The 21707-nt window shown below is 71.9% G+C and carries 24 protein-coding genes; 10 read left to right on the top strand and 14 right to left on the bottom strand.

All coding sequences use genetic code 11. The annotated features are described in order from the left end of the window. Positions 1 to 178 precede the first annotated feature (178 nt). Positions 179 to 823, top strand: coding sequence for a TetR/AcrR family transcriptional regulator (locus tag DEJ49_RS10045; RefSeq protein WP_150183813.1), 645 nt, complete (start codon positions 179 to 181; stop codon positions 821 to 823). A 1-nt stretch (position 824) separates the two neighbouring features. On the opposite strand, the gene DEJ49_RS10040 is transcribed toward DEJ49_RS10045, so the two are convergent. After that, positions 825 to 1688 (bottom strand): glycerophosphodiester phosphodiesterase, encoded by an 864-nt coding sequence (locus tag DEJ49_RS10040; protein WP_150183812.1) that lies wholly within the window; start codon positions 1686 to 1688, stop codon positions 825 to 827. A gap of 171 nt (positions 1689 to 1859) precedes the next feature. Between DEJ49_RS10040 and DEJ49_RS10035 the strand changes: the two genes are divergently transcribed. Continuing rightward, positions 1860 to 2597 (top strand): bifunctional DNA primase/polymerase, encoded by a 738-nt coding sequence (locus DEJ49_RS10035; RefSeq protein WP_150183811.1) that lies wholly within the window; start codon positions 1860 to 1862, stop codon positions 2595 to 2597. A 33-nt stretch (positions 2598 to 2630) separates the two neighbouring features. Here the strand turns inward: DEJ49_RS10035 and DEJ49_RS10030 are convergent, their stop codons facing one another. From DEJ49_RS10030 to DEJ49_RS09995, 8 genes are all read right to left on the bottom strand, one after another. Then, the gene (locus tag DEJ49_RS10030) at positions 2631 to 3611 is read right to left on the bottom strand and encodes a hypothetical protein (RefSeq protein WP_150183810.1); all 981 of its coding nucleotides are present in this window, start codon (positions 3609 to 3611) and stop codon (positions 2631 to 2633) included. Positions 3612 to 3681: 70 nt separating this feature from the next. Continuing rightward, on the bottom strand, positions 3682 to 4020 hold the full coding sequence (locus DEJ49_RS10025) for an SH3 domain-containing protein (protein ID WP_150183809.1): 339 nt from the start codon (positions 4018 to 4020) through the stop codon (positions 3682 to 3684). 77 nt (positions 4021 to 4097) lie between these two features. After that, on the bottom strand, positions 4098 to 4949 hold the full coding sequence (efeU, locus tag DEJ49_RS10020; RefSeq protein WP_150183808.1) for an iron uptake transporter permease EfeU: 852 nt from the start codon (positions 4947 to 4949) through the stop codon (positions 4098 to 4100). A gap of 4 nt (positions 4950 to 4953) precedes the next feature. After that, the gene (efeB, locus tag DEJ49_RS10015) at positions 4954 to 6192 is read right to left on the bottom strand and encodes an iron uptake transporter deferrochelatase/peroxidase subunit (protein WP_150183807.1); all 1239 of its coding nucleotides are present in this window, start codon (positions 6190 to 6192) and stop codon (positions 4954 to 4956) included. 16 nt (positions 6193 to 6208) lie between these two features. Beyond that, on the bottom strand, positions 6209 to 7375 hold the full coding sequence (gene efeO / locus DEJ49_RS10010; protein ID WP_150188138.1) for an iron uptake system protein EfeO: 1167 nt from the start codon (positions 7373 to 7375) through the stop codon (positions 6209 to 6211). Between the two features lie 195 nt (positions 7376 to 7570). Further along, on the bottom strand, positions 7571 to 8452 hold the full coding sequence (locus DEJ49_RS10005) for a heme ABC transporter ATP-binding protein (protein WP_150188137.1): 882 nt from the start codon (positions 8450 to 8452) through the stop codon (positions 7571 to 7573). 32 nt (positions 8453 to 8484) lie between these two features. Further along, positions 8485 to 9582 carry a FecCD family ABC transporter permease gene (locus DEJ49_RS10000; protein ID WP_150183806.1) on the bottom strand — a complete coding sequence of 366 codons (1098 nt, stop codon included), beginning with the start codon at positions 9580 to 9582 and terminating at the stop codon, positions 8485 to 8487. Further along, the gene (locus tag DEJ49_RS09995) at positions 9579 to 10382 is read right to left on the bottom strand and encodes a hemin ABC transporter substrate-binding protein (RefSeq protein WP_317850446.1); all 804 of its coding nucleotides are present in this window, start codon (positions 10380 to 10382) and stop codon (positions 9579 to 9581) included. The genes DEJ49_RS10000 and DEJ49_RS09995 overlap by 4 nt, the downstream gene beginning before the upstream one ends. Here DEJ49_RS09995 and DEJ49_RS09990 point away from each other — a divergent pair. From DEJ49_RS09990 to DEJ49_RS09980, 3 genes are read left to right on the top strand one after another with little or no spacing between them, the layout of a single operon-like run. Then, complete coding sequence (locus DEJ49_RS09990) at positions 10294 to 11694, top strand: HtaA domain-containing protein (RefSeq protein ID WP_150183805.1); 1401 nt, start codon at positions 10294 to 10296, stop codon at positions 11692 to 11694. The two genes, DEJ49_RS09995 and DEJ49_RS09990, sit on opposite strands and share 89 nt — an antisense overlap. Before the next feature lie 58 nt (positions 11695 to 11752). Continuing rightward, on the top strand, positions 11753 to 13273 hold the full coding sequence (locus DEJ49_RS09985) for an HtaA domain-containing protein (RefSeq protein WP_150183804.1): 1521 nt from the start codon (positions 11753 to 11755) through the stop codon (positions 13271 to 13273). A gap of 21 nt (positions 13274 to 13294) precedes the next feature. Then, complete coding sequence (locus DEJ49_RS09980; protein WP_150183803.1) at positions 13295 to 13960, top strand: PhzF family phenazine biosynthesis protein; 666 nt, start codon at positions 13295 to 13297, stop codon at positions 13958 to 13960. Between the two features lie 42 nt (positions 13961 to 14002). Here the strand turns inward: DEJ49_RS09980 and DEJ49_RS09975 are convergent, their stop codons facing one another. Both DEJ49_RS09975 and map read right to left on the bottom strand, forming a co-directional pair. Next, positions 14003 to 14680, bottom strand: a complete 678-nt coding sequence (locus DEJ49_RS09975) for a heme oxygenase (biliverdin-producing) (RefSeq protein WP_150183802.1) — start codon at positions 14678 to 14680, stop codon at positions 14003 to 14005. A 137-nt stretch (positions 14681 to 14817) separates the two neighbouring features. Then, positions 14818 to 15675, bottom strand: a complete 858-nt coding sequence (map, locus tag DEJ49_RS09970) for a type I methionyl aminopeptidase (RefSeq protein ID WP_150183801.1) — start codon at positions 15673 to 15675, stop codon at positions 14818 to 14820. Positions 15676 to 15754: 79 nt separating this feature from the next. Between map and DEJ49_RS09965 the strand changes: the two genes are divergently transcribed. Further along, positions 15755 to 15988 carry a hypothetical protein gene (locus tag DEJ49_RS09965; RefSeq protein ID WP_150183800.1) on the top strand — a complete coding sequence of 78 codons (234 nt, stop codon included), beginning with the start codon at positions 15755 to 15757 and terminating at the stop codon, positions 15986 to 15988. A gap of 66 nt (positions 15989 to 16054) precedes the next feature. On the opposite strand, the gene DEJ49_RS09960 is transcribed toward DEJ49_RS09965, so the two are convergent. Both DEJ49_RS09960 and DEJ49_RS09955 read right to left on the bottom strand, forming a co-directional pair. Next, positions 16055 to 17341, bottom strand: a complete 1287-nt coding sequence (locus DEJ49_RS09960) for an MFS transporter (RefSeq protein ID WP_150183799.1) — start codon at positions 17339 to 17341, stop codon at positions 16055 to 16057. A gap of 60 nt (positions 17342 to 17401) precedes the next feature. Continuing rightward, positions 17402 to 18004: a hypothetical protein gene (locus DEJ49_RS09955; RefSeq protein WP_150183798.1), complete on the bottom strand. Its 603-nt coding sequence runs from the start codon at positions 18002 to 18004 to the stop codon at positions 17402 to 17404. A gap of 79 nt (positions 18005 to 18083) precedes the next feature. On the opposite strand from DEJ49_RS09955, the gene DEJ49_RS09950 reads away from it, so the two are divergent. The 3 genes from DEJ49_RS09950 (at position 18084) to DEJ49_RS09940 (ending at position 20198) form a co-directional block, all read left to right on the top strand. Then, positions 18084 to 19160, top strand: coding sequence for a sialidase family protein (locus DEJ49_RS09950; protein ID WP_150183797.1), 1077 nt, complete (start codon positions 18084 to 18086; stop codon positions 19158 to 19160). A 24-nt stretch (positions 19161 to 19184) separates the two neighbouring features. Further along, entirely contained in the window at positions 19185 to 19889 is a 705-nt protein-coding gene (npdG, locus tag DEJ49_RS09945; protein ID WP_150183796.1) for an NADPH-dependent F420 reductase, read from the top strand. 120 nt (positions 19890 to 20009) lie between these two features. After that, positions 20010 to 20198: a hypothetical protein gene (locus tag DEJ49_RS09940; RefSeq protein ID WP_150183795.1), complete on the top strand. Its 189-nt coding sequence runs from the start codon at positions 20010 to 20012 to the stop codon at positions 20196 to 20198. A 4-nt stretch (positions 20199 to 20202) separates the two neighbouring features. Here the strand turns inward: DEJ49_RS09940 and DEJ49_RS09935 are convergent, their stop codons facing one another. Continuing rightward, positions 20203 to 21003: a site-2 protease family protein gene (locus DEJ49_RS09935; RefSeq protein ID WP_150183794.1), complete on the bottom strand. Its 801-nt coding sequence runs from the start codon at positions 21001 to 21003 to the stop codon at positions 20203 to 20205. Positions 21004 to 21100: 97 nt separating this feature from the next. On the opposite strand from DEJ49_RS09935, the gene DEJ49_RS09930 reads away from it, so the two are divergent. Continuing rightward, positions 21101 to 21583, top strand: coding sequence for a DUF6578 domain-containing protein (locus tag DEJ49_RS09930; protein ID WP_150183793.1), 483 nt, complete (start codon positions 21101 to 21103; stop codon positions 21581 to 21583). The last annotated feature ends 124 nt before the right edge of the window (positions 21584 to 21707 follow it).

The following is a 21707-nucleotide window of genomic DNA, read 5'->3' as shown; positions in this document are numbered from 1 at the left end:
TTGGTGGGGCAGTTGATGCCCATAGTGCGGTGTGAGGAGCCTTCGCGCTGTGCACCGAACGGGTGGTTGCCGAAATGGTCACCGCACCATCCGTGCCATGCCGGACGCGGGCACCCGGCGAGACGACACGTCTTGTCAAGACGGGACGTCTCGGTTCGCCCGCTGCTACATTCGAGGCATGGCCCAGAAGACAGCTCCCGACTCCACGCGCCGCAGCGAACGCTCGCGCCGCGCGATCTACGACGCCGCCCTCGCCCTCGTCACCGAGGTCGGCTACGCGAAGCTCACGATCGAGGCCATCGCCGCCCGCGCCGGCGTCGGCAAGCAGACGATCTACCGCTGGTGGACGTCCAAGGGCGCCGTCCTGCTCGACGCCTTCCTCGACCTCGGCGAACAGGCCGCCCGCGCCGCGAGCGAGGGCGCGGGCCGGACCGACGTCCAGACGGAGATCCCGAACACGGGCGACCTGGAGGCCGACCTCAAGTACGTGCTGCGGGCCACCGTCGACGAGTTCAACGACGCCAAGTACGACGCCCCCTACCGCGCGCTGGCCGCCGAGGGACTGCTCAACCCCGAGCTGGGCGCCGAATTCGTCGAGAAGCTCCTGGAGCCGCAGCTCCAGCTCTACGTGACCCGCGTCGAGCAGGCCCGCGAGGCAGGCCAGGTCGCCCCCGGCATCGACCCGCGCATCGCCCTGGAACTGTGGTCGAGCCCGCTCGCCCAGCGCTGGCTGATGCGCTCGGGCCCCCTCACCCACGACTACGCCGACAAGCTCGTGGAGTACGCCCTCTACGGCATCGCCCCGCGCCCCGCGACGTCCTGACTCAGCGCCTGGCGGGCCCGCCCACCTTCACCGGCTTGTACTTCTTGACCGGCGTGCGCGAGAGCAGACCGGGGGCGTCCGTGATCACGCCGTTGCAGCCGAGCCACAGCACCCGGTCCCGCTGCCTCGGCCTGGTCACCGTGTGCGCCCACACCCGGGGGATGCCCGAGTTGACCGCGCGCAGCAGATCGCCGTCGCGCGCCTTGTGGTCCACGTCCAGGACGTCCACGAACGCCGCCCACCCCTCCGGGCGGTCGGTGAGCATCTGCCGCCGGGAACGCCACAGCTGGGCGAGCAGCCCGAGCCGGTGGGCGCGCCGGGCGACCGCCGGGTCGTTGGTGTTCACGAACACCGAGCGGGTCAGCCTGCGCGAGCGGATCAGCCGGGCCAGCGGATCGAGGCTCTTGGGATCCTTGGCCTCCAGCATCAGCATGATCTTCCCGCCGAACCGGTCGAGGACCTCCGCGACCGTCGGCGGCCGCTCGGGCCGCCAGCTGCCCGGCAGCTCCGTCCCCGGCCGCAGCCGGACGCCCAGCCAGTCCCACCGGTCCATGCGGCGGACCGAACCCGAGGTGTACGTGGTGCGGTCCACGGTGTCGTCGTGCATGACCACCAGCGTGCCGTCGCGCAGTATCCGCGTATCGAAGTCGATGACCTGTGCCGTGCCGCGTTCGAAGGCCGCCAGGAGGCCCGACATGCTGTTCTCCGGTACCTCCAGGGCTCCGCCGCGGTGCGCCGTGTAGACGACGCGGGGGAGCGCCTCCACGGTCAGGGGTCCGCCGCCCCACTCGATCGGGGCGAGGAAGCCGTTCGGTGCCGTGAGGGTGAGCGCCGTGAGGCCCGTCAGCACAGTCCTAATGACCATGGCGCCCACGGTAGGCCGGTACATCACTCCTTGCACTGAAATAGACCGCTATGTCACCCACAGGCTGGCATCACCCCCGCGGACCCCGGATGTGAGCTCCGGCCCCCGTAGGCGCAGGATGGTGCGACCATGGGGTCATGCTTTCGGCACAACGGCGAGGTGAGGGGCTAGATGGGCGCGGAGTTCGGCAGCCGGTCCGGCGGGCGGAGCAGGATTTCCCAGTGGCTCCGCCGGCGTCCGAAGGACACGTCGGCGGATGACCGGGCCCGCGAGGACCTGCTCCTCGCCGCCGCGGGGGCCGGGCTGCCCCTCGCGCCCGCCGCGTATCCGTCGGGGTACCGATGTTCCTGCGACCGCATCGGCTGCCCCACCCCGGCCCGGCACCCCGTCTCCTTCGCCTGGCAGACGCAGTCCACGACCGACCGCGGCCAGATCGAGCGGTGGGCGCGCCACCAGCCCCAGGCCAACTTCATCACCGCGACCGGCATGGTCCACGACGTCCTCGACGTACCGCTGGACGCGGGCCTCGAAGCCCTGGAGCGGCTCCTCGCGGCCGGCATCGACGTCGGCCCCGTCGCCGAGTCGGGCGGCAGCAACGGACACGGCAGGCTCCTCTTCTTCACCGCGACCCGCGGCACCCCCGAGGACGAGGACGAGTGGTGGCCCTGCGAGCTGGACTGCCACCCCGAGACGATGGACGAGCACCCGGGCCTGCGCTGGCACTGCCGGGGTTCCTACGTCCTGGTGCCGCCCGCCCGGCTCCCCGGTGACCTGGAGGTGCGCTGGCTGCGCGGCCCCGAGCACCCGCTGCCCGACCCACTGACGCTCCTCGCGACGCTCACCGACGAGTGCGCCAGGGTCGCGGGAGAGCCCCAAGAGGACATCGCGGCCTGGCCGTTGCGGGGCTGAGGGCCGGCGAGGGGCTGAGGGCCGGCGAGGGGACTAGTCGCCCTTCGCGCCCGTAAGGCCCTGGATGCGCCCCAGGAACGCCACCTTGCCGCCGCCCTTCGGGTCGACGACCACCTGGTTGGAGACCCGCTCCAGCATCAGGCTCTGTCGCACCGTGCCCTTGAGCAGCGCCTTCGCGTCCGCGTCGACCTTCGGGCTCAGGCCCTTGAACGCGGTCTGCTTCTCGTAGTGGTGCGTGGAGAAGAACATCAGCGCGCCGCCGTCCGCGGTGCGCAGGCCCAGCGGCGCGAACGCGCCCTCGTTCCGGGGCTCGTCGACGTACTGCACGGCGAGACCGGCCCGCTTGCTGTTGCGCTCGCGGAACGCCTTCCAGCGCGTCGTGTGATCGCCCGGCGCGAAGCCGTCGCCGCCCGACTTCAGGTACGTCGTGTATTCCTCGCCGAGGTCCATGGGGGCCATCGCGAGGTCCTTCGCGGTCGGCGCCACCGGCACGGCCCAGCCGTCCTCGTCCTTCTTCAGCTCCGGCATCTTCTGCGGCGAGACGAGGTTGAGATAGGTGGCCCGCCACAGCTGGTCGGGGCCGCTCTTCGTGAACACCCACAGCCAGCGCAGGTCCGAGCGGCGGTTGGCCTTCGTGTCGGCCATGAACCAGCGCGGCCAGCCGGCCTTCTTGGGGATCGAGTACGTGACGTCGGAGAGTTCGAGCGGTACGTGCCCCGCGTTGCCGTCCGGGTGCTGCACGCGCCGCGACTTCAGGCCGCCCTGGTTGATGGCGCCGAGGGGCCCCGTGATGCGGGGGGCGTCGAGGGCCGGGTCGTACGCCTTGTCCGCCGCGTTGTACGCCTTGAGGAAGTCCTTGAGGGCGCGCTCCGCCTCCGGTTTGGTGGCCGTGGGAACGATCTCCCGCTCACCGTGGACGGTCACGCATCCGCTCGCCGCGAGCGCGAGTGCCGTCACCGCCGCCGACGCCATGACGGGCCCGCGCAGACGTCGGGCCCTGCGAACGTTGCTCATCGGAATTCCTTCACCTGCCCCTTCCCGGGCCCGAACCTTATCGGGCCCGGGAAGGGGTGCGTGGTGCGGGTCAGATCTCCTGGAGGAGCATCGCGTCGACCCAGCCGCGCTTGCTGGTGCGGGGCAGGTCGCCGTAGTACCACTGGGTGCCGCGCTTCACCGTGTAACAGCGGACGTAGACCTGGTCGAACCACTCGAGGCGCTTGACCTTGCTGTAGCCGTTGCCGGGGCCCGAGCGGGCGGTGGCGCCCACGTTGATGACCATCATCTTGTGGTTCTTGACGTTCTTGGTGCAGGCGCTGCCGCCGACCGCCGAGGCGGTCGGAGCGGTGATCAGCGAGGCGCCGAGCGCCACCGCGGTGACCGCGGTCAGCGTGGCAAGGCTCTTCCCGAACCGGGAGTTACGCATGGAGCTTCCCCGTACGTTGATCGGTTGATGAACGCGCCGATCATAGGCACAACCCTTGGCGACTTGACGAGTTCCGATCAACCCTGTTCCGGAACTGTTGCCCTCTCCGGCGTGGCCTTCCGCGGAGTGGAACGCGTCGGCGCGAAGAAGAACGCCAGCGTCGGGACGAGGTACAGCAGCCACACCACGACCTGCAGCACCGTCGGGTCGGGCTGGAAGTTGAAGACGCCCTTGAGGAGCGTGCCGTACCAGCTGTCCGGCGGGATCGTCGCGCTGATGTCGAACGCCTTGTCGCTCAGACCGCCGAGGAACCGGGCCTCCTGCAGATCGTGCACGCCGTACGCGAGGACGCCCGCGGCCACGACGACCAGCATCGCGCCGGTCCAGGTGAAGAACTTCGCGAGGTTGATGCGGACCGCGCCCCGGTAGAACAGCCAGCCGAGCGCGACCGCGGAGAGCAGCCCGAGGATCACGCCGATCAGCGGGGCGTGCGAACCGTCGCTCGACGCGCGCACCGACGCCCACACGAACAGCGCCGTCTCCAGGCCCTCCCGGCCCACCGCGAGGAACGCCGTCGCCACCAGCGCGGCCGTGCCCATCTGCAGGGCCGCGTCCAGCTTGCCGTGCAGCTCGGCCTTCAAGTGCCGTGCCGTGCGCCGCATCCAGAAGACCATCCACGTCACCAGGCCCACCGCGACGATCGACAGCGAGCCGCCGAGCGCCTCCTGCGCCTCGAACGTCAGCTCCTGCGAGCCGAAGGTGAGCGCGCAGCCGAAGCCGAGCGCGAGCGCCACCGCGACGCCGATGCCCGCCCAGATGGGGACGAGCGCGTCCCGCCGCCCGGTCTTCACCAGGTAGGCGATGAGGATGCAGACGACCAGACTGGCTTCGAGGCCCTCGCGCAGGCCGATCAGATAGTTGCCGAACATCGGCTCACGCCTTTCCGGTGAACAGGCCCCTGCCCCACCAGTCGTCCTTGTCGCGGACGCCCGGCGGGACCGCGAAGACCGCGGAACCCACGTGCTGGATGTACTCGTTGAGCGCGTCGGAGCGCGACAGGCTGCGCTGCACCGGGATGAAGCCCTTGCGGACGTCCCGCTGGTACGCGAGGAAGAACAGGCCCGCGTCCAGGCGGCCGAGGCCGTCGGTGCCGTCCGTGAAGGAGTAGCCGCGGCGCAGGATCGTCGCCCCGCCATTGGTGTCGGGGTGGGCGAGGCGGACGTGCGCGTCCGGCTTCATCGCCTTGAGGAACGGCTCGTCCCGCTCCTTGGCCCTGCCGACCGGCGCGCCCTCGCCCTTGTCGCGGCCGAAGACGTCCTCCTGCTCCTGCAGCGAGGTCCGGTCCCACGTCTCGATGTTCATGCGGATGCGGCGGGCGACCAGGTAGGAGCCGCCCGTCATCCAGTCCGTGCCGTCCTTCGGGCCGACCCACACGTGCCGGTCGAGCGCGGCGGCGTCGGTGCCGGAGATGTTCCGCGTGCCGTCCTTGAAGCCCATCATGTTGCGCGGCGTCTGCGCGTCCGGCGTCGTCGACGACGTCTTGCCGAAGCCCAGCTGGGACCAGCGCACCGCCACCTTGCCGAAGCCGATGCGGGCGAGGTTGCGGATCGCGTGCACCGCGACCTGCGGGTCGTCCGCGCAGGCCTGCACGCACAGGTCGCCGCCGCTGCGGCCCTTGTCGAGGTTGTCGCCGGGGAATTTCGGCAGGTCGACGAGTGCCTCGGGGCGGCGGTCGGCGAGCCCGAACTTGTCGAACAGGGACGGGCCGAAGCCGATCGTCAGGGTGAGCCGGGACGGCCTGAGGCCGAGCGCCTCGCCGGTGTCGTCCGGCGGCGCCTCGGCGAGCCCGCCGTACGCGCCCTCGCCGACCGCGTGGCCCGCGGTCATCCGCGCCGCCGCCCGCGTCCAGTCCTTGAGGAGCTGCACGAACTCCTCCCGGTCCGCCGTCTTCACGTCGAACGCCGCGAAGTGCAGCCGGTCCTGGACGGCGGTGGCGATGCCGGCCTGGTGCGCGCCGTGGAAGGCGACGGCCGCCCCCGGCTCGGCGGCGGGCGCCACGTCGTCGCCGGAGCGGGCCATCGCCACGGCGCCGCCCGCCGCGGCCGCGCCGAGCGCCAGCCCGGCGCCGCCCCAGCCGAGCACGGAACGCCTCGTGGTGGTGGACTCAGCCATCGGTTCCCCCTTGCCGCTACTTGGACTTGGCGACGGCGGCGGCGAGCTTGGACAGCGGCTCGGCCAGCGCGTTGACGCCGTCGTGCAGCTCCTTGCGGTCCGCCTTGCCGACCTTGTCGTACGAGGTGAACGCGTAGGACCCCGCGCCGCCCTCGCGGTGCTTCTCCAGGAGCTTGTCCAGAGCCGCGAACTGCTTGTCGAGCTCTTTGGTGAGGGCCGGGTCGTTCTCGGCGGCGACCGGCTTCAGGAGCTCGTACGACTTCTGGGCGCCCTCGACGTTGGCCTTGAAGTCGACGAGGTCGGTGTGCGAGTAGCGCTCCTCCTCGCCGGTGACCTTGCCGGTGGCGACCTCGTCGAGGAGCTCCTTGGCGCCGTTGGCCATCGAGGTCGGCGTGATGACGGCCTTGCCGACCCGCTTCTGCCAGTCCAGGAGGTCCTTGTCGAGCTGCGTGGCGAGCGCCTTCTCGCGCTTGCCGATCTTCTTGTCCTTCCACAGCGCGCGCTCCAGACGGTGCCAGCCCGTCCAGTCCTTCTCCAGGTCCTGGCCCTCTTCGAGCCCGTCCTCGCGCACGTCGACCTTCGGGTCGATGTCGCCGAAGGACTCGGCGACGGGCTCGGTGCGCTCCCAGCCGATGCGGGAGGTGGCGTACGCCTTCTTCGCCGCGTCCAGGTCGCCCTTGCGCACGGCGTCCGTGAAGGTCTTCGTCGCGGGCAGCGTCTGGTCGGCCTGTGCCTGCGCGTAGGCGCGGTACTCGGCGACGGCCTTGTCCAGGCGCGGGTCGCGCTTCGCGGTCTTGCCGCCGCCGGTGACGGTGACCTTCTGGCGGATGCCGTCGCCCTTCATGCCCGGCTTGCAGGCGATCTCGTACGAGCCCGCCTTCACCTCGGCGGTGAGCTTCTGCTTGGTGCCGGGGCCGATGTTCTCGCGCTCGCTGACGATGCGGTCGTCGGGGAAGAGGAGGTAGACCTCGGTGACCTTGGAGCCCTTGTTCTCGATGGCCAGCTCGACGTGTCCGGCGGAGAGCTCCTTCTTGGAGACCTCGCACTTGTCGTCGGACGCGGTCACGCTGACGCTGTTCGCCCCGCCGCCCTTGGCGTCGCTCTTCTCCGTGCAGCCGGTGACGGCGGTCAGGGCGGCCGCGGCGACGACGGCGGTGACGACGGGGACACGGGCGGGTCGCACGGGTCGCATAGGTGGCTCCAAGACGGTTCACGGCGGGCGCCGGCCCCGCCACAGGCGGGCGAGGCGGACCTAACTTAACTGAGCCTTACCTCGGTAATACCCGCGCGTTCCGTGATTCAGCTCTCACGTTCCACGACCGCTCACGGCTCGATCACAGCTGCCTGATGGATGGCCCATGACCAGGCAAAGCAACGGTCAAGCGGAGGTGTGCGGCCCCCGCAGCGGCGCCACCACGGGGGCGCCGGTGCGCGGGTGCGGGAAGACCTCGACGGGCTGCCGGTACACCTCGGAGAGCAGTGCTTCCCCGAATACGTCGCCGGGGGCGCCCTCCGCCGCGACGGTCCCGCCCCGCAGCACCGCGACCCGGTCCGCGTACGCCGCCGCGAGCCCCAGGTCGTGCAGGACCACGACGACCGCGTCGCCGGCCGCCGCCCGGTCCCGGCAGATCCGCAGGACCAGCTCCTGATGGCGCAGGTCGAGGGCGGCGGTCGGCTCGTCGAGTAGCAGCAGCGGGGCGCGCTGGGCGAGGACGCGGGCCAGCGCGACCCGCGCCCGCTCGCCGCCGCTGAGCGCGGAGAAGGGGCGCGCGGCGAACTCCGTCACCTCGGTCGCCGCCATCGCCTCGCGCACGATCCGGTCGTCGTCGTCCGCGGCGCGGGTCCCGGCCCAGGGCGCGCGGCCCATGCGGACGACGTCCTCGACGGGAAAGGGGAAGGACAGCGCGGCGGACTGCGGCAGCACGGCCCTGCGCAGCGCGAGGTCGGGGGCGGGCCAGTCGTCAGCGGGCCTGCCACAGACGCGTACGACCCCTGCGGCGGGCGGCAGGTCGGCGGCGAGCGCGGCCAACAGGGTCGACTTTCCCGCACCGTTGGGCCCGACGAGGGCGAGCACCTCGCCCGCCCGGACGGCGAGCGACACCCCGCCGCGAGCCCCGGCCGGCTCCCCGCCCAGCACCTCGCGCCCGCCGAGCCGCACCCTCAGCCCCTCGGCCTCGGCGAGGACGTCACCCGGGGCGGCCCGCGCGGGCAGCTCCCGGTCACGGCCCGCGAAGAGCCTCCTGCCCAGTTGCCCGATCATGCCCACCTGCCCGACCATGCCCACCTGCCCGTTCATGCCCAACCCCCTTGCCTGCGACGGGTCCTGCGCAGCAGCCAGAAGAAGAACGGGCTGCCGAAGAGCGCGGTCAGCACCCCGAGCGGCAGCTCGGCGGGCGCGGCCACCGTGCGCGCGGCCAGATCGGCCGCGACGAGGACCAGCGCACCGCCGAGCGCGCTCCCGGGCACGAGGAAGCGGTGCCCGGGGCCCGCGGCCATCCTCAGCAGATGAGGGACGAGGAGGCCGACGAAGGTGATGATCCCGGCGACGGACACGGCCGCCGCGGTCAGCAGCGCCACCACGAGGACGAGGACGAGCCGCAGCCGCTCCACGTCCACGCCCAGGTGCCTGGCGGGCCGTTCGCCGAGCGCGAGGAGGTCCAGCTTCCGGGAGTACAGCGGCGCGACGGCGAGACCGAGCAGCGCACACGGCAGCACGGCGAGGACCTTCGGCCACGTCGCCTGCGCCAGCGAGCCGAGCTGCCAGAACGTGATCTGGCTGATCTGCGCGTTGTCCGCGAAGAAGACGCACAGGCCGATGAGGGCGCCCGCGAAGGCGTTCACGGCGATGCCGGTGAGGATCAGTGTGACGACTTCCGTGCGGCCGCCCTCGCGCGACATGGCGTACACGAGCAGGACGGTCGCGAGCCCGGCGACGAACGCGCAGACGGTGACGGTCCAGTTGCCGAAGAAGGAGAAGCCGAGCGCGATGGAGGCGACGGCGCCGACGGCGGCGCCCGACGAGATCCCGATGACGCCGGGTTCGGCGAGCGGGTTGCCGAACACACCTTGCATCAGCGCGCCCGCGCAGCCCAGCGAGGCGCCGACGAGGAGGGCGAGCACGACGCGCGGCAGCCGCACGTTCCACAGCACGCTCTCGCCGACCCGGTCGAGCGCGGACCCGCCGAGCCCCATGCGGTGCCGAACGGAGGAGAGGACGTCGCCGAGCGGGATGTCGTAGGCGCCGATGCCGGCCGAGAGCAGGCACAGGACGACGAGGGCGGCGACGAGGCCGACGGTCAGGGGGAGGGCGGCGCGACGGCGGGCCCGAGGGGATGCATCGGGCGCCGCCGGGGCGGTCTTCCAGGGTCCGGGCCGGGTCAGGAGGCTCATGACGCGGTGCCGTCCGCGTACAGCTGCTTCACCAGGGACTTCAGGACCTGGTCGGTGCGTGGCCCGTAGTTGAGGAGGACGCCGTCCTCGACGGAGACGACACGGCGGTCCAGGCCCGCGGGGGTCTCTGCGACGCCCGGCACCTTCAGGAGCCCGTCGACGCCGCCCACCGAGTCCAGGCCCTTCGTCATCACGAGGATCGCGTCCGGCGCGGCCTTGGCGAGGGCCTCGCTGGTGATCGCGGTGAAGTCCTTCCTCAGCCCGGACTCCTTGCCCGCGTCGACCGCGCCCGCCGCCTCCAGGAGCGAACTCGCCCCGGACTCACGGCCGCCGAGGAGATACACGGAGGCGGTGCCGCGCAGATAGAGGAAGGCGACCCGCGGCTTCTTCGCCCGGTTCCCGTCGGGAATGCCCTCGCGGACCTCGTCGATCCGCCGCTCGGTGCGCGCGGTCAGCTCGGCGCCCGCCTTCTCGACGCCCAGGGCCTTCGCCACCGCCTCGATGCGCGGACTCACGTCGTCGAGACCCTTCGCCGGGTCGAACACGACGAGGGGGATGCCCGCGTCGCGGATCTGGTCGACGGCCTCGGCGGGTCCGGTGGTGGAGTCGGCGAGGACGACGGTCGGTTCGAGCGAGAACACGCTCTCCGCCGAGACGTCGTGCGCACGCGTCACCACGGGCAGCTTCTTCGCCTGCTCGAAGGTGGCGGTGATGTCGCGGGAGGCCGCGGCCCTGTTCCCGGCGGCCGTCGCGCACGCCGACGACCGCACGGTCCGGGGCGGCAGGCTCGACTGGGGCATCAAGTCCTCCTTCCAGAGCTACGTCACCGGCCCCATCGCCCAAGGCGGTTCGACCCTGCGAGGGGGCGCCGCCACGGTCGGCGGCAGCCAGTTCCGCTTCCACTCGGCCAAGGGCTCGTACGACCCGGACAGCGGGACGTTCAGCGCCGGGTTCTCGGGCGGGGTGCGCTTCACCGGCCACAAGAAGGACGGCTCGTACCAGCTCGACCTCACGATCAGCCGCCCCACCGTGAAGGTCTCCCGCGGCACCGGCACGCTCTACGCCGACATGGTCAGCAAGGAGAAGGGCACCGGCAAGGTCACCTCGACCCCGCAGGTGCCGCTCGCCGCGCTCGACGTCTCGGGCATCGGCATGAAGGGCGGCACAGGACCGATCGCGCTCGACAACCTCCCGGCGACGCTCACGTCACAGGGCGCCAAGGCGTTCGCCGGGTACTACCCGGCGGGCACCGCACTCGACCCGGTGAGCCTGTCGACGGACCTCGTCGCGAAGTCCGCGCCGGCAAAGGCCCCTTCGGACGGCAAGGCGAAGGACGAGGAGAAGGAGAAGGCCGAGAAGGAGCCGGAAGCGGGGCGCATCGAGAACGCCGCCGTCGACTGGGGCGTGCGCCGCACCTTCCGCGAGTACGTCACCGGGCCCATCGCCAAGGGCGAGTGGAAGCTGTCCGCCGGCGCCCAGGACGGCGGCGCGCTCTTCCGCTTCCCGAAGGGCGAGGGCACGTACGACGAGAAGAAGCACACCCTCGCCGCGGACTTCGCCGGATCCGTGCGCTTCACCGGCGCCCACGGCCTCGACCTGACGCTCGCCGGGATCACCGTCGAGGTCAAGGACGGCAGGGGCACGCTCTCGGCGGACGTCGACAGCGAGGGCCACCGCGGCACGACCCTGAAGGACGCCCCACTCATCACCTTCCCGGCGACGGAGGAGGAGTTGAAGCCGGAGGACGGCCTCGTCGCCCTCGCCGAGGTGCCGTCGAAGCTCACCGCCGAGGGCGCCAAGGCCTTCGGCGGCATGTACAAGGCGGGCTCCGCGATGGACCCCGTGTCGCTCGCCGTCGCCCTCGACACGGAGACGAAGCTCCCCGCGCTGCCGGACCTCGGCTCGTCCGCACGGCCGGAACCCGCCGCGGAGAAGCAGGCGCGGCCGAGGACCGAGAAGACCGCCGACTCCGCCGGCTCCTCGTCGAACGCCGTGCCCATCGGCGTCGGCGCGGGCGTCGCGGTGCTGCTCGCCGCGGCGGTCACCTTCGGGGTCGTGCGCAAGAGGCGGGCGTCGACCGACACGTCGGCGTCCCCTTCGGACGACTCCTGACCCCTCAGCTGCCCCTCCCGGCACTCCCACTCCCCCTCTCTCTAGGAGAAGCCTGATCATGGCCGCCACCCGTCGTCCCCTGACCCTCGCGGCAGCCGTCGCGACCGCCGTGGCCCTCGGCGCGAGCGTCCTGACGCTGCCCGCGCTGGCCGCCGACGCAAACGGTGCCGAGAAGCCCGCCCCGCCGAAGCTGGAGCTGAAGGACGGCACGCTCCAGTGGGGCCTGAAGGAGTCCTTCCGCAAGTACGTCGTGGGCATGGCCCACGGCAAGATCGAGGCCGAGGGCGGCGCCACGCAGGCCGCGGGCAACGGGGTGTTCACGTTCTCCGGCGGCAAGGGGACGTACGACACCGGCACCCACGCCACCGACACCGCCTTCAAGGGCAGCGTCCGCTTCACGTCCACGCTGCACAAGTTCGACATCGGCATCGCGGACATCAAGGTCCGCACCAAGGGGAAGACCGGCGCGATCCGGGCCGACGTGACCCTCAACGGCGCCGTGCAGAACGACATCGACTTCGCTGAGCTCGACCTGAGCGCGGTCCGCCCCGGCGGGGGCGAAGGCGGCGCGATGGTCTTCAAGGACATACCGACGACGCTCACCGAGAAGGGCGCCAAGGCGTTCAACGGCATGTACGAGAAGGGCGAGAAGCTCGACCCGGCCACGCTCACGGTGACGCCGGGCGCACCCGTGCCCGAGAAGCCGACCGAGCCCACCAAGCCTGCCGAACCGTCGAAGCCCGCCGAGACGCCCCAGCACCCGAAGCCCTCCGAGCGCCCTGAGCGCCCAGAGCGCACCAAGCCGACCAAGCCCGCCACCCCGGCGGGCGTCGTCGACGGCTCGCTGTCCTGGGGGCTGAAGGAGTCCTTCCGCAAGTACATCGACACCGGCGGCGGGGCGGCCGTCGCGGGCGGCGCGAAGAAGATTCCCAGCGGCTTCCAGTTCCCTTACGCCACGGCGGAACTGGATCCCGCAGGGAAGAAGCTCGACGCCTCCTTCAAGGGCAGCGTCCGCTTCACGTACAAGGCGCACGGCATCGACATGAAGTTCAGCGACCTCAAGGTGCGGGCGAACGGCGCCAAGGGCACGCTGCTCGCCGACGTCACCACGCCCAAGGGCACGAACAACGACGTGAAGTTCGCGTCGCTCGACCTCTCCGGCGTCTCGTACAAGCCCAAGAACGACGTCGTGCACCTCGCCAAGGTGCCCGCGACCCTCACGGCGGCGGGCGCGAAGCAGTTCGCCAACGACACGACGGGCTCCCCGTACCAGCCGGGCGAGAAGCTCGACCCGGTGACGGTCGCGCTCTCCGCCAAGGCGGGCGCGACCCTCCCGAAGGCGGGCGACGGAGAGACGGGCGGCGCGGGCACGACAGGTTCCGGTACGACAGGCACCGGCACGACGGGCTCCGGCTCGGTCGGCGGCGGGGGCACGGTCGGCGGCGGCACGGGCACCCTCGCGGCCACCGGCTCCTCCGTCCCTTCCACCGCGCTGCTCGGCGCGGCGGGCGTGGCGCTGGCGGCGGGCGCGGGCGCGGTGGTCGCGGCGCGACGGCGGCGGGGTTCCGAAGCGGTGTGACCCTGATGCTTGAATGCCCGGGTGACTGAACCACTCGACGTAGTACGCGTCTTCTGCGGGCCCGACGGTCGGCACGGCAACGAACTCGGTGTCGTGCGCGACGGGGCCCGCACCCCTGCCCGCGAGGACCGCCAGGCGCTGGCGCGGAAGTTCGGCTTCAGCGAGACGGTCTTCGTCGACGACCCGGAACGCGGCGTCATCGACATCTACACGCCCACCCTCCGGCTGCCTTTCGCGGGCCACCCCTGCGTCGGCGCGGCGTGGCTCCTCGACCTGCCCGAACTGGTCACGTCGGCAGGGGTGGTGACGGCGCGTCAGGACGGTGAGTTCACGTGGATCACGGCACGCGCGGAGTGGGCGCCACCGAGGACGCTGCGACAGTACGGGACGGCCGCCGAGGTCGACGCGCTCGACGTACCGCCGCCGGGGGAGTGGGTCTACGCCTGGGCCTGGCAGGACGAGGCCGCGGGGCGGGTGCGCGCACGGGGCTTTCCCGGCCGGGACGACGGAATCGACGAGGACGAGGCGACGGGCGCGGCGGCGCTCCTGCTCACGCACGAACTGGGCCGCGCCCTCAACATCACGCAGGGCCGCGGCTCCCAACTCCTGACGGCACCGGGCCCGGGGAAAGTGATCGAGGTGGGCGGACGAGCAAGGCTCGTGGAATTCAGCCCCTCCGGCGTTTGAGGAGCAGGGGCCCGGGGGCAGAGCCCCCGAGTCGCCCACCGCTCAGGCGCTCAGCGGAAACTCGTCCCCCAGCTCACGGAACACCGCCGTATTCAAAGCGAAAGCGAACTTGCACTCGTCGACCATCCGCTTCCTCTCCAGCTCGTCCGCGACCACCGCGTCGATCCCGTCGAGCAGTTCGCGGTAACCCCGCTTGAACGCGGCCGGGTTGGAGATGCCCTCGAAGACGTAGAACCGCACGCCGTCGCCCTTGCGGTCGAAGCCCCACGCGCGCTCGGCCCTGCCGCGGATGATCTGGCCGCCGGAGAGGTCGCCCAGGTAGCGCGTGTAGTGGTGGGCGACGTAACCGCCGGGCCAAGTGCGGGCGCACTCCGCGACGCGGGCCGCGTACGCCTCCGTGGCGGGCAGCGGGGCGAGGCCCGTGCGCCAGTCCGCGCCCCGCAGGTGCGCGAGGTCGCGCTCCAGTTCGACGACGCGGGCCAGCTCGGGCCGTATGAAGGGCCCCGCGACGGGGTCCTCGCGCAGCGCCTCGGCGCCGTCCTCGAGGGCGCGGTAGACGAACCACAGCTGCTCCGTGTACCGCGTGTACGCGTCGACGCCGAGCCTGCCGCCGAGGAGGTCGCTCATGAAGGACGAGGTCTCCGCCTCGGTGTGCTCTTCGTGGGACGCGGTACGGATGACCGTCGAGAAGGGCGTGAGCGGCGAGTGCGGCGTGACCATGCGGTGCCTCCAGGGGAGCCGAGGACTGACGGAATGGCGGGAACCGGTGCGCCCTCTGCAGATCATGCAAGTTAGGCTTACCTAAGTCAACTGGTTCCCGACATCCTGTCGGTAAAAACGCTACCCGCCCGCAAGGCTCAGGGCAGTGTGAGGATTTCCGCCCCCGTGTCCGTCACCACCAGCGTGTGCTCGAACTGAGCGGTGCGCTTCCTGTCCTTGGTGACGACGGTCCAGCCGTCCTCCCACATGTCGTACTCGTACGTGCCGAGCGTCAGCATCGGCTCGATCGTGAACGTCATGCCGGGCTGGATGACGGTCGTGGCGTGCGGGCTGTCGTAGTGCGGGACGATCAGGCCGGAGTGGAAGGACGTGTTGATGCCGTGGCCGGTGAAGTCGCGCACCACGCCGTACCCGAAGCGCTTGGCGTACGACTCGATGACCCGGCCGATGATGTTGATCTGGCGGCCGGGCTTGACGGCCTTGATGGCGCGGTTGAGGGACTCCTTGGTCCGCTCGACGAGCAGCCTCGACTCGTCGTCGACGTCGCCCACGAGGTACGTGGCGTTGTTGTCGCCGTGCACGCCGCCGATGTAGGCCGTCACGTCGAGGTTGATGATGTCGCCGTCGTTCAGGACGGTCGAGTCCGGGATGCCGTGGCAGATGACCTCGTTGACCGAGCTGCACAGCGACTTCGGGAAGCCGCGGTAGCCGAGCGTGGAGGGGTAGGCCCCGTGGTCGCACATGTACTCGTGCGCGACGCGGTCCAGCTCATCGGTGGTCACGCCCGGCGCGATGTGCTTCGCGGCCTCTTCCATGGCGCGGGCGGCGATGCGCCCCGCGGTACGCATCAGCTCGATGGTCTCGGGGGTCTGCACCTCGGGTCCCGAGTACGGGGTCGGCGCGGGTTTCCCCACGTACTCCGGGCGCCGGATGTTGCCGGGGACGGAACGGTGGGGAGAGAGCTCCCCCGGGACGAGCAGTGACTGGCCAGACATGCCAGCGAGTCTAGCCAGCCGTCGTGGGGCAGCATGGTCTCGGAGAGCGGTACCCGATCGGGGACGGAAGGAGCGGGGCATGGCGCTGTTCAAGAAGCGGACAGTCGGCAAGCCGGGCGAGTGGTTCTACTGCCTGGAGCACGGGACGGTCGAGGAGGGTCCCGACTGTCCCGGCAAGGACCGGATGGGGCCCTACGCGTCCCGCAAGGAGGCGGAACACGCGATGCAGACCGCTCAGGAGCGGAATCTGGAGTGGGAGAACGATCCCAAGTGGCATGACGGCGCCGGGCGCGGAGGGGACGGCGACACGTAGGGGGTTTCTGGGGCTGGTGGGCCTCCGCGGGCCGGGGGTGGCTGGTCGCGCAGTTCCCCGCGCCCCTTACGGGGCCACCGGCTCCGTAACCCCGGTGTCGCCCCGTTCCCTGCGGCGCCGCGCGTCCGGGTCCGTCGTCGCGTCGTACGAGACGAGCTTCGGCAGCACCGCCGCGAGGATGCCGACCGAGGCCAGACAGGCGAGGCCGCCCGACCAGATCGCGGGCCGCGTGCCGGTCCAGCCCGCCGCCGTGCCCGCGCGGACCTGACCGAGCTGCGGACCCACGCTGTACGACAGGACCTCGATCCCGGCGAGCCGCCCGCGCAGCTCGTCCGGGATGGTCTGGTTCCAGATCGTGGAGCGCCCGAGCCCGCTCGCCATGTCCCCGGCGCCCGCGAACGCGAGGCAGACGAGCACCAGCCAGATGTTGGAGAGCCAGCCCGCCGCGGTGATCGCGAGCCCCCAGCCCGCCGCGCCGAACACGACGAGCAGCCCGTGCCGCCGCACCCGCGACGTCCATCCGCTGGTGAGGCTGAACACGAGGGAGCCGACCGCGCCGGCCGCGTACATCAGACCGAGCGCCCACTCCGCGTCCAGGTCGTCCGCGAGGAACGGGAAGATCGTGTTGGGGAAGGCGAAGAACATCGCCGCCATGTCGATCGCGTACGTACCGAGCAGCACGGGACGCGACCACGCGTAGCGCGCGCCCTCCGCGAGCCCCTTCAGCGACGGCTTCTCCGCGTCGTGCGCGGCGGGCGCGGGGGAGAGGCGGGTGCACAGCGCGACAGACAGCACGAAGCAGACGGCCGTGATCCCGTACGCCGAGGCGTGGCCCGCGTACGCGACGACGATGCCCGCGAGGGACGGCGCGGCGATGGCGCCCACGTTCCACCGCAGCGAGTTCAGCGCGGCGGCCGCCGTCAGCTGGTCGTGCGGCACGATCCGCGCCATCAGGGAGTCCAGGGCGGGCCGCTGCAGCCCGGCGAGCGCGGAGACGCCGGCCGCCACGACGTAGAGCGGCCACAGCAGCGGCTCGGGCAGCAGCGCGTTCACCAGGAGGACGGCGGCGAGGAGGCCGAGGCCCGCCTCGGTCAGGAGGATCACCTTGCGCCGGTCCACGGCGTCGGCGAGCGCCCCGCCGTACAGCCCGAAGACGATCAGCGGCACCAGCTCGACCGCGCCCATCGCGCCGACCGCGACCGGTGAGTCCGTCAGCTCCTTGATCTGGAGCGGCAGGGCGACCAGGGCCATGAAACTGCCGAACGTGGTGACGAGCCCCTGCACCCACAGCAACCGGAAGTCGCGGGTGGAGCGCCAGGGGGAGAGATCGGGCAGTATCGCGGAGAGAGGCACGAAGAGTCATGCTCTGCGCAGACCGGTGCGGTGAGCAACTGAATTCCGCCCGCTCCGGGCTCACCAGCGCGTCGGCGGCGGCGACGTCAGCTGGTCGGCGAGCCGGGAGAGCCGGTCGCGCAGCCGTCTGCGGCCCCGCGCCTCGGGCAGCGCGTTCTCCCCGGCCGCCGCGCTCACCAGGTGCTGGACCGTGTCGAGGTCGAGCTCCGGTGTGTCGGGCACGGCGAGGACCTCGTGCGAGAGCGCGGCCAGGTCCCGGTCGCCGGAGTCGAGCGCGAGCACCGTCGCGCCGGCCCGCCGCGCGTCGTGCACCCGCGTGAGCAGTTCCGTGTCCGGCGCGTCCGGCGCCACGACGAGCAGCGTCTCGCCGCGCCGGGCCGCCTCGATGCGGCCGAGCCCCGTCGACAGGTGCGCGGGGTCCGTGGCGAGGACCCGGTGCCGCACGAGCGTCGGGGTCAGCTCCGGCGTGCCCGACCAGGCCGCCTCGTCGACGAGGTGCGCGGCCAGGTGCCACGGCTCGTACGCCGCCGTGCCCACGAGCAGCAGCCCGCCGCCGTGCGGCACGACGGAGGTCCGCAGCGTCCCCGCGAAGCGGCGGGTGGCGCCGAGCCACTCGGTCCCGGCGAGCACTTCGCGCAGCAGCGCGACCCGTACGGCGTCCATGGCGTGGCATCCTCCGGCAACGGGCCACTCGTCACCGGGCGTTCACGCGGAATTCCCCCGCGCGGGGGAAGGGCGGGGGATGACCGCTGAGACATCTGTTCCCTTCCGCGCGGGCCGCGAGGGATACGCGAGCTTCCGCATCCCCGCCGTCGTCACCAGCGCCGCCGGTACCGTCCTTGCCTTCTGCGAGGGCCGCGTCGGCTCCCAGGAGGACTTCGGCAACATCGACATCGTCCTCAAGCGCTCCGCCGACGGCGGCCGCACCTGGGGCCCGCTCCAGATCGTCGGCAAGAACGGCGCCGACCTCGCGGGCAACCCCGCCCCCGTCGTCCTCGACACCGGGCGCGTCCTCCTCGTCCAGGTCAGGAACGCCGCCGCGGCCACCGAGGACGCCATCCGGCGCGGGAAGGTCTCCGCCGCGGCCGGACGCCGCGTCTGGGTGCAGCACAGCGACGACGACGGCCTCACCTGGAGCGCGCCCCGCGAGATCACCGGGCAGGTCAAGAGAGCGAACTGGCGGTGGTACGCCACGACACCCGGGCACGCCGTGCAGCTCAGCACGGGCCGGGTGCTCGTCCCCGCCAACCACTCCCTGCCGCCCTCCGGCGCGGACGACGGCACCGAGGGGAAGTACAACGGCGGGCACTGCCTGCTCAGCGACGACGCCGGCGCGACCTGGCGCATCGGCTACATCGACGACAACACCAACGGCTACATCAACGTGAACGAGACCACCGCCGCCGAACTCCCCGACGGCCGCGTCTACTTCAACACCCGCAACGACTCCCCGGCCCCCGGCACCCGCGGCGACGCCCACTCCCACGACGGCGGCCGCACCCTGGCCAGGCCCTTCCGCCCCCAGGCGGGCCTCACCGGCCCCGTCGTCGAGGGCAGTGTCCTCCAGCTGCGCGACCCCGACGTGCTCCTCTTCTCGGGCCCCGCCGACCCGGGCTTCCGCGCGCTCATGACCGTGCGCCGCTCCACGGACGGCGGCACGACCTGGCAGGTCGCCCATACGGTCGACGGCCTCCCCGCGGCCTACTCCGACCTCACCCGCCTCGACGCCACGACGGTCGGACTGCTCTACGAGACCGGTGACTTCAGCGCGTACGAGACGATCACGTTCCGCCGGATACCGGTCGCGGAAGTGACGTGACGTACGGCTGAGTAAGGTCGCTGTATGACCTCTACCGACAGTGTGCAGAAGGCCCCCGCCAAGGACCCCTGGGAGCTGCCCGACGTGTCCGGGCTCGTCGTCGGCGTGCTCGGCGGCACCGGCGACCAGGGGCGGGGGCTCGCCTACCGCCTCGCCCGCGCGGGCCAGAAGGTGATCATCGGCTCCCGCGCCGCCGAACGCGCGCGGGCCACCGCCGACGAGCTCGGGCACGGCGTCGAGGGCGCGGACAACGCGGAGTGCGCGCGGCGCAGCGACATCGTGATCGTCGCCGTGCCGTGGGACGGCCACGCCAAGACCCTCGAAGGGCTCCGCGAGGAGCTGAGCGGCAAGCTCGTCGTCGACTGCGTGAACCCGCTCGGCTTCGACAAGAAGGGCGCCTACGCCCTCAAGCCCGAGGAGGGCAGCGCCGCCGAGCAGGCCGCCGCGCTGCTCCCCGACTCGCGCGTCACCGCCGCCTTCCACCACCTGTCGGCCGTGCTGCTCCAGGACCCGGAGATCGAGGAGATCGACACGGACGTGATGGTCCTCGGCGAGAGCCGCGCCGACACCGACACGATCCAGGCGCTCGCCGCCCGTATCCCCGGCATGCGCGGCGTCTTCGCGGGCCGCCTCCGCAATGCCCACCAGGTCGAGTCGCTCGTCGCCAACCTGATCTCCGTGAACCGGCGCTACAAGGCGCACGCGGGCCTGCGCGTCACGGACGTATAGACGTACAGGGAGCCGCGACGACGGCCTGCGGCGTCCGGGGACGGGTGCGGGGCGGGGGCGGGCCATGGGGGACACTGGATGCGTACGTCAGCACGCTTCCCCCGACAGGAGCCGACCCCCATGCCCCGCCTCGCCGTGTACGCCCTCGTCGTCTGCGCCCTCGCCGTCGCCGCGGCCGTGATCTCCTTCGTGCAGGGCAGCTGGCTCGGCATCGTGTGGGTGCTGCTCGCCGGGCTCTCGTCGAACATGGCCTGGTTCTACCTGCGGCGGGCCAAGGCGGAGCGGGACGCGCGGCGGACGCAGGCGTGACGCCCTAGCTCGTCCTGGGAGGGATCTCCTGAGACCCCTCCCAGAAGCGGTACAGCTCGTGCCCCCAGTAGGTGTCCCACTCGGTGACGCCCAGGGAGCGCAGGACCGCGTCGATCGCGTCGAAGAAGGCGCGGTTGACCTCCGGGATCCAAAGGACGACGAAGACCGCGATCAGCCCGAACGGCGCGAACGGCTCCACCTGGCGGCGGATCCTGTGCGACAGCCACGGTTCGATGACGCCGTACCCGTCCAGGCCGGGGACGGGCAGGAAGTTCAGGATCGCGGCGGTCACCTGGAGCAGGGCCAGGAACCCCAGCGCGTAGCAGAACGTGTCCGGGACGCCGTCCAGGGCGTCCAGCCAGAACGGCGCCGTGCAGACGACGGCGAACAGCACGTTCGTCAGCGGGCCCGCCGCCGAGATGAGGCTGTGCCGCCAGCGGCCCCGGATGCGGCCACGCTCGATGAAGACGGCGCCGCCGGGCAGGCCGATGCCGCCCATGATCACGAACAGTACGGGCAGCACGATGCTGAGCAGGGCGTGCGTGTACTTGAGCGGGTTGAGGGTCAGATAGCCCTTCGCGCCGATGGAGATGTCACCGCTGTGCAGGGCGGTGCGCGCGTGCGCGTACTCGTGCAGGCAGAGCGAGACGATCCAGGCGGCCGTCACGAAGAGGAAGACGGCGAGCCCGGGATTGTCGGCGAAACCGGTCCAGGCGGCCCAGCCGGAGACCGCCGTGACGGCGGCGATCCCCAGGAAGACGGGGCTGATCCGCCGGTCGGTGCGGCGGATGGGGGCGGTGGTCATGGGGCGGTGCTCCTGGGATCTGGCGGCGTCGGCCGGGCGTGCCGACCGTACCGAAAACGTCTCGCACGCCGCGCCGGGTTCCGGGCAGGCTGGGCGCATGACCGTATGGAACGTGATGTACCAGGACTGGCAGCTGGAGTGCTGCGGGGACCCGTTCGCGGTGGGCGACGAGGTGACGTGGCAGCTGCTCGTCGACACGACGGCGCCCGAACGCGAGTGGGCGGCGGAACTCACCGAGATCGAGGGCCCGGTGGAGTCGGCGGGCGGCGGCCCGGTGGTGTGCGCGGGTGGCGTGACGGTGCCGTGGACGGGCTCCGGGGACTGGCCTCCGCGCCTGCACCTGAGGGGCCTCCTGACGGTGGAACAGCACGGCGGCAAGTGGCCGCGCACGAGGGGCGTGGTCCGCGGCATCCAGGTGGTCGGCCAGGCGTACCGGGAGGAGCACCTGGTCCCGGGCAAGCGCAGCCTCCGCCCGGTGGACAGCTGCCCGAAGCGGTTCGAGCACGTGGGCAGGGCGGCGGCGGGGGAGAGGCTGCGAAGGGAGGAGACGGGGGTGCTGGTGGAGCTGGAGGTGGAGTGAGGGAACGTTCCTACTCCCACTGGACGTCGCAGGGCAAACGGGCGGGCGGGTGGGAGTGATCCGCCGCGAAGCGGGCGGGGCCCCTACGCGCGCTGGACGGTGCGGGGTGAACGGGTGGGTGGGT

The organism is Streptomyces venezuelae (genome assembly GCF_008642335.1).
In the GTDB taxonomy this organism is placed as follows: Bacteria; Actinomycetota; Actinomycetes; order Streptomycetales; family Streptomycetaceae; genus Streptomyces; species Streptomyces venezuelae_F.
This window is presented reverse-complemented; position numbering and strand designations above follow the sequence as displayed.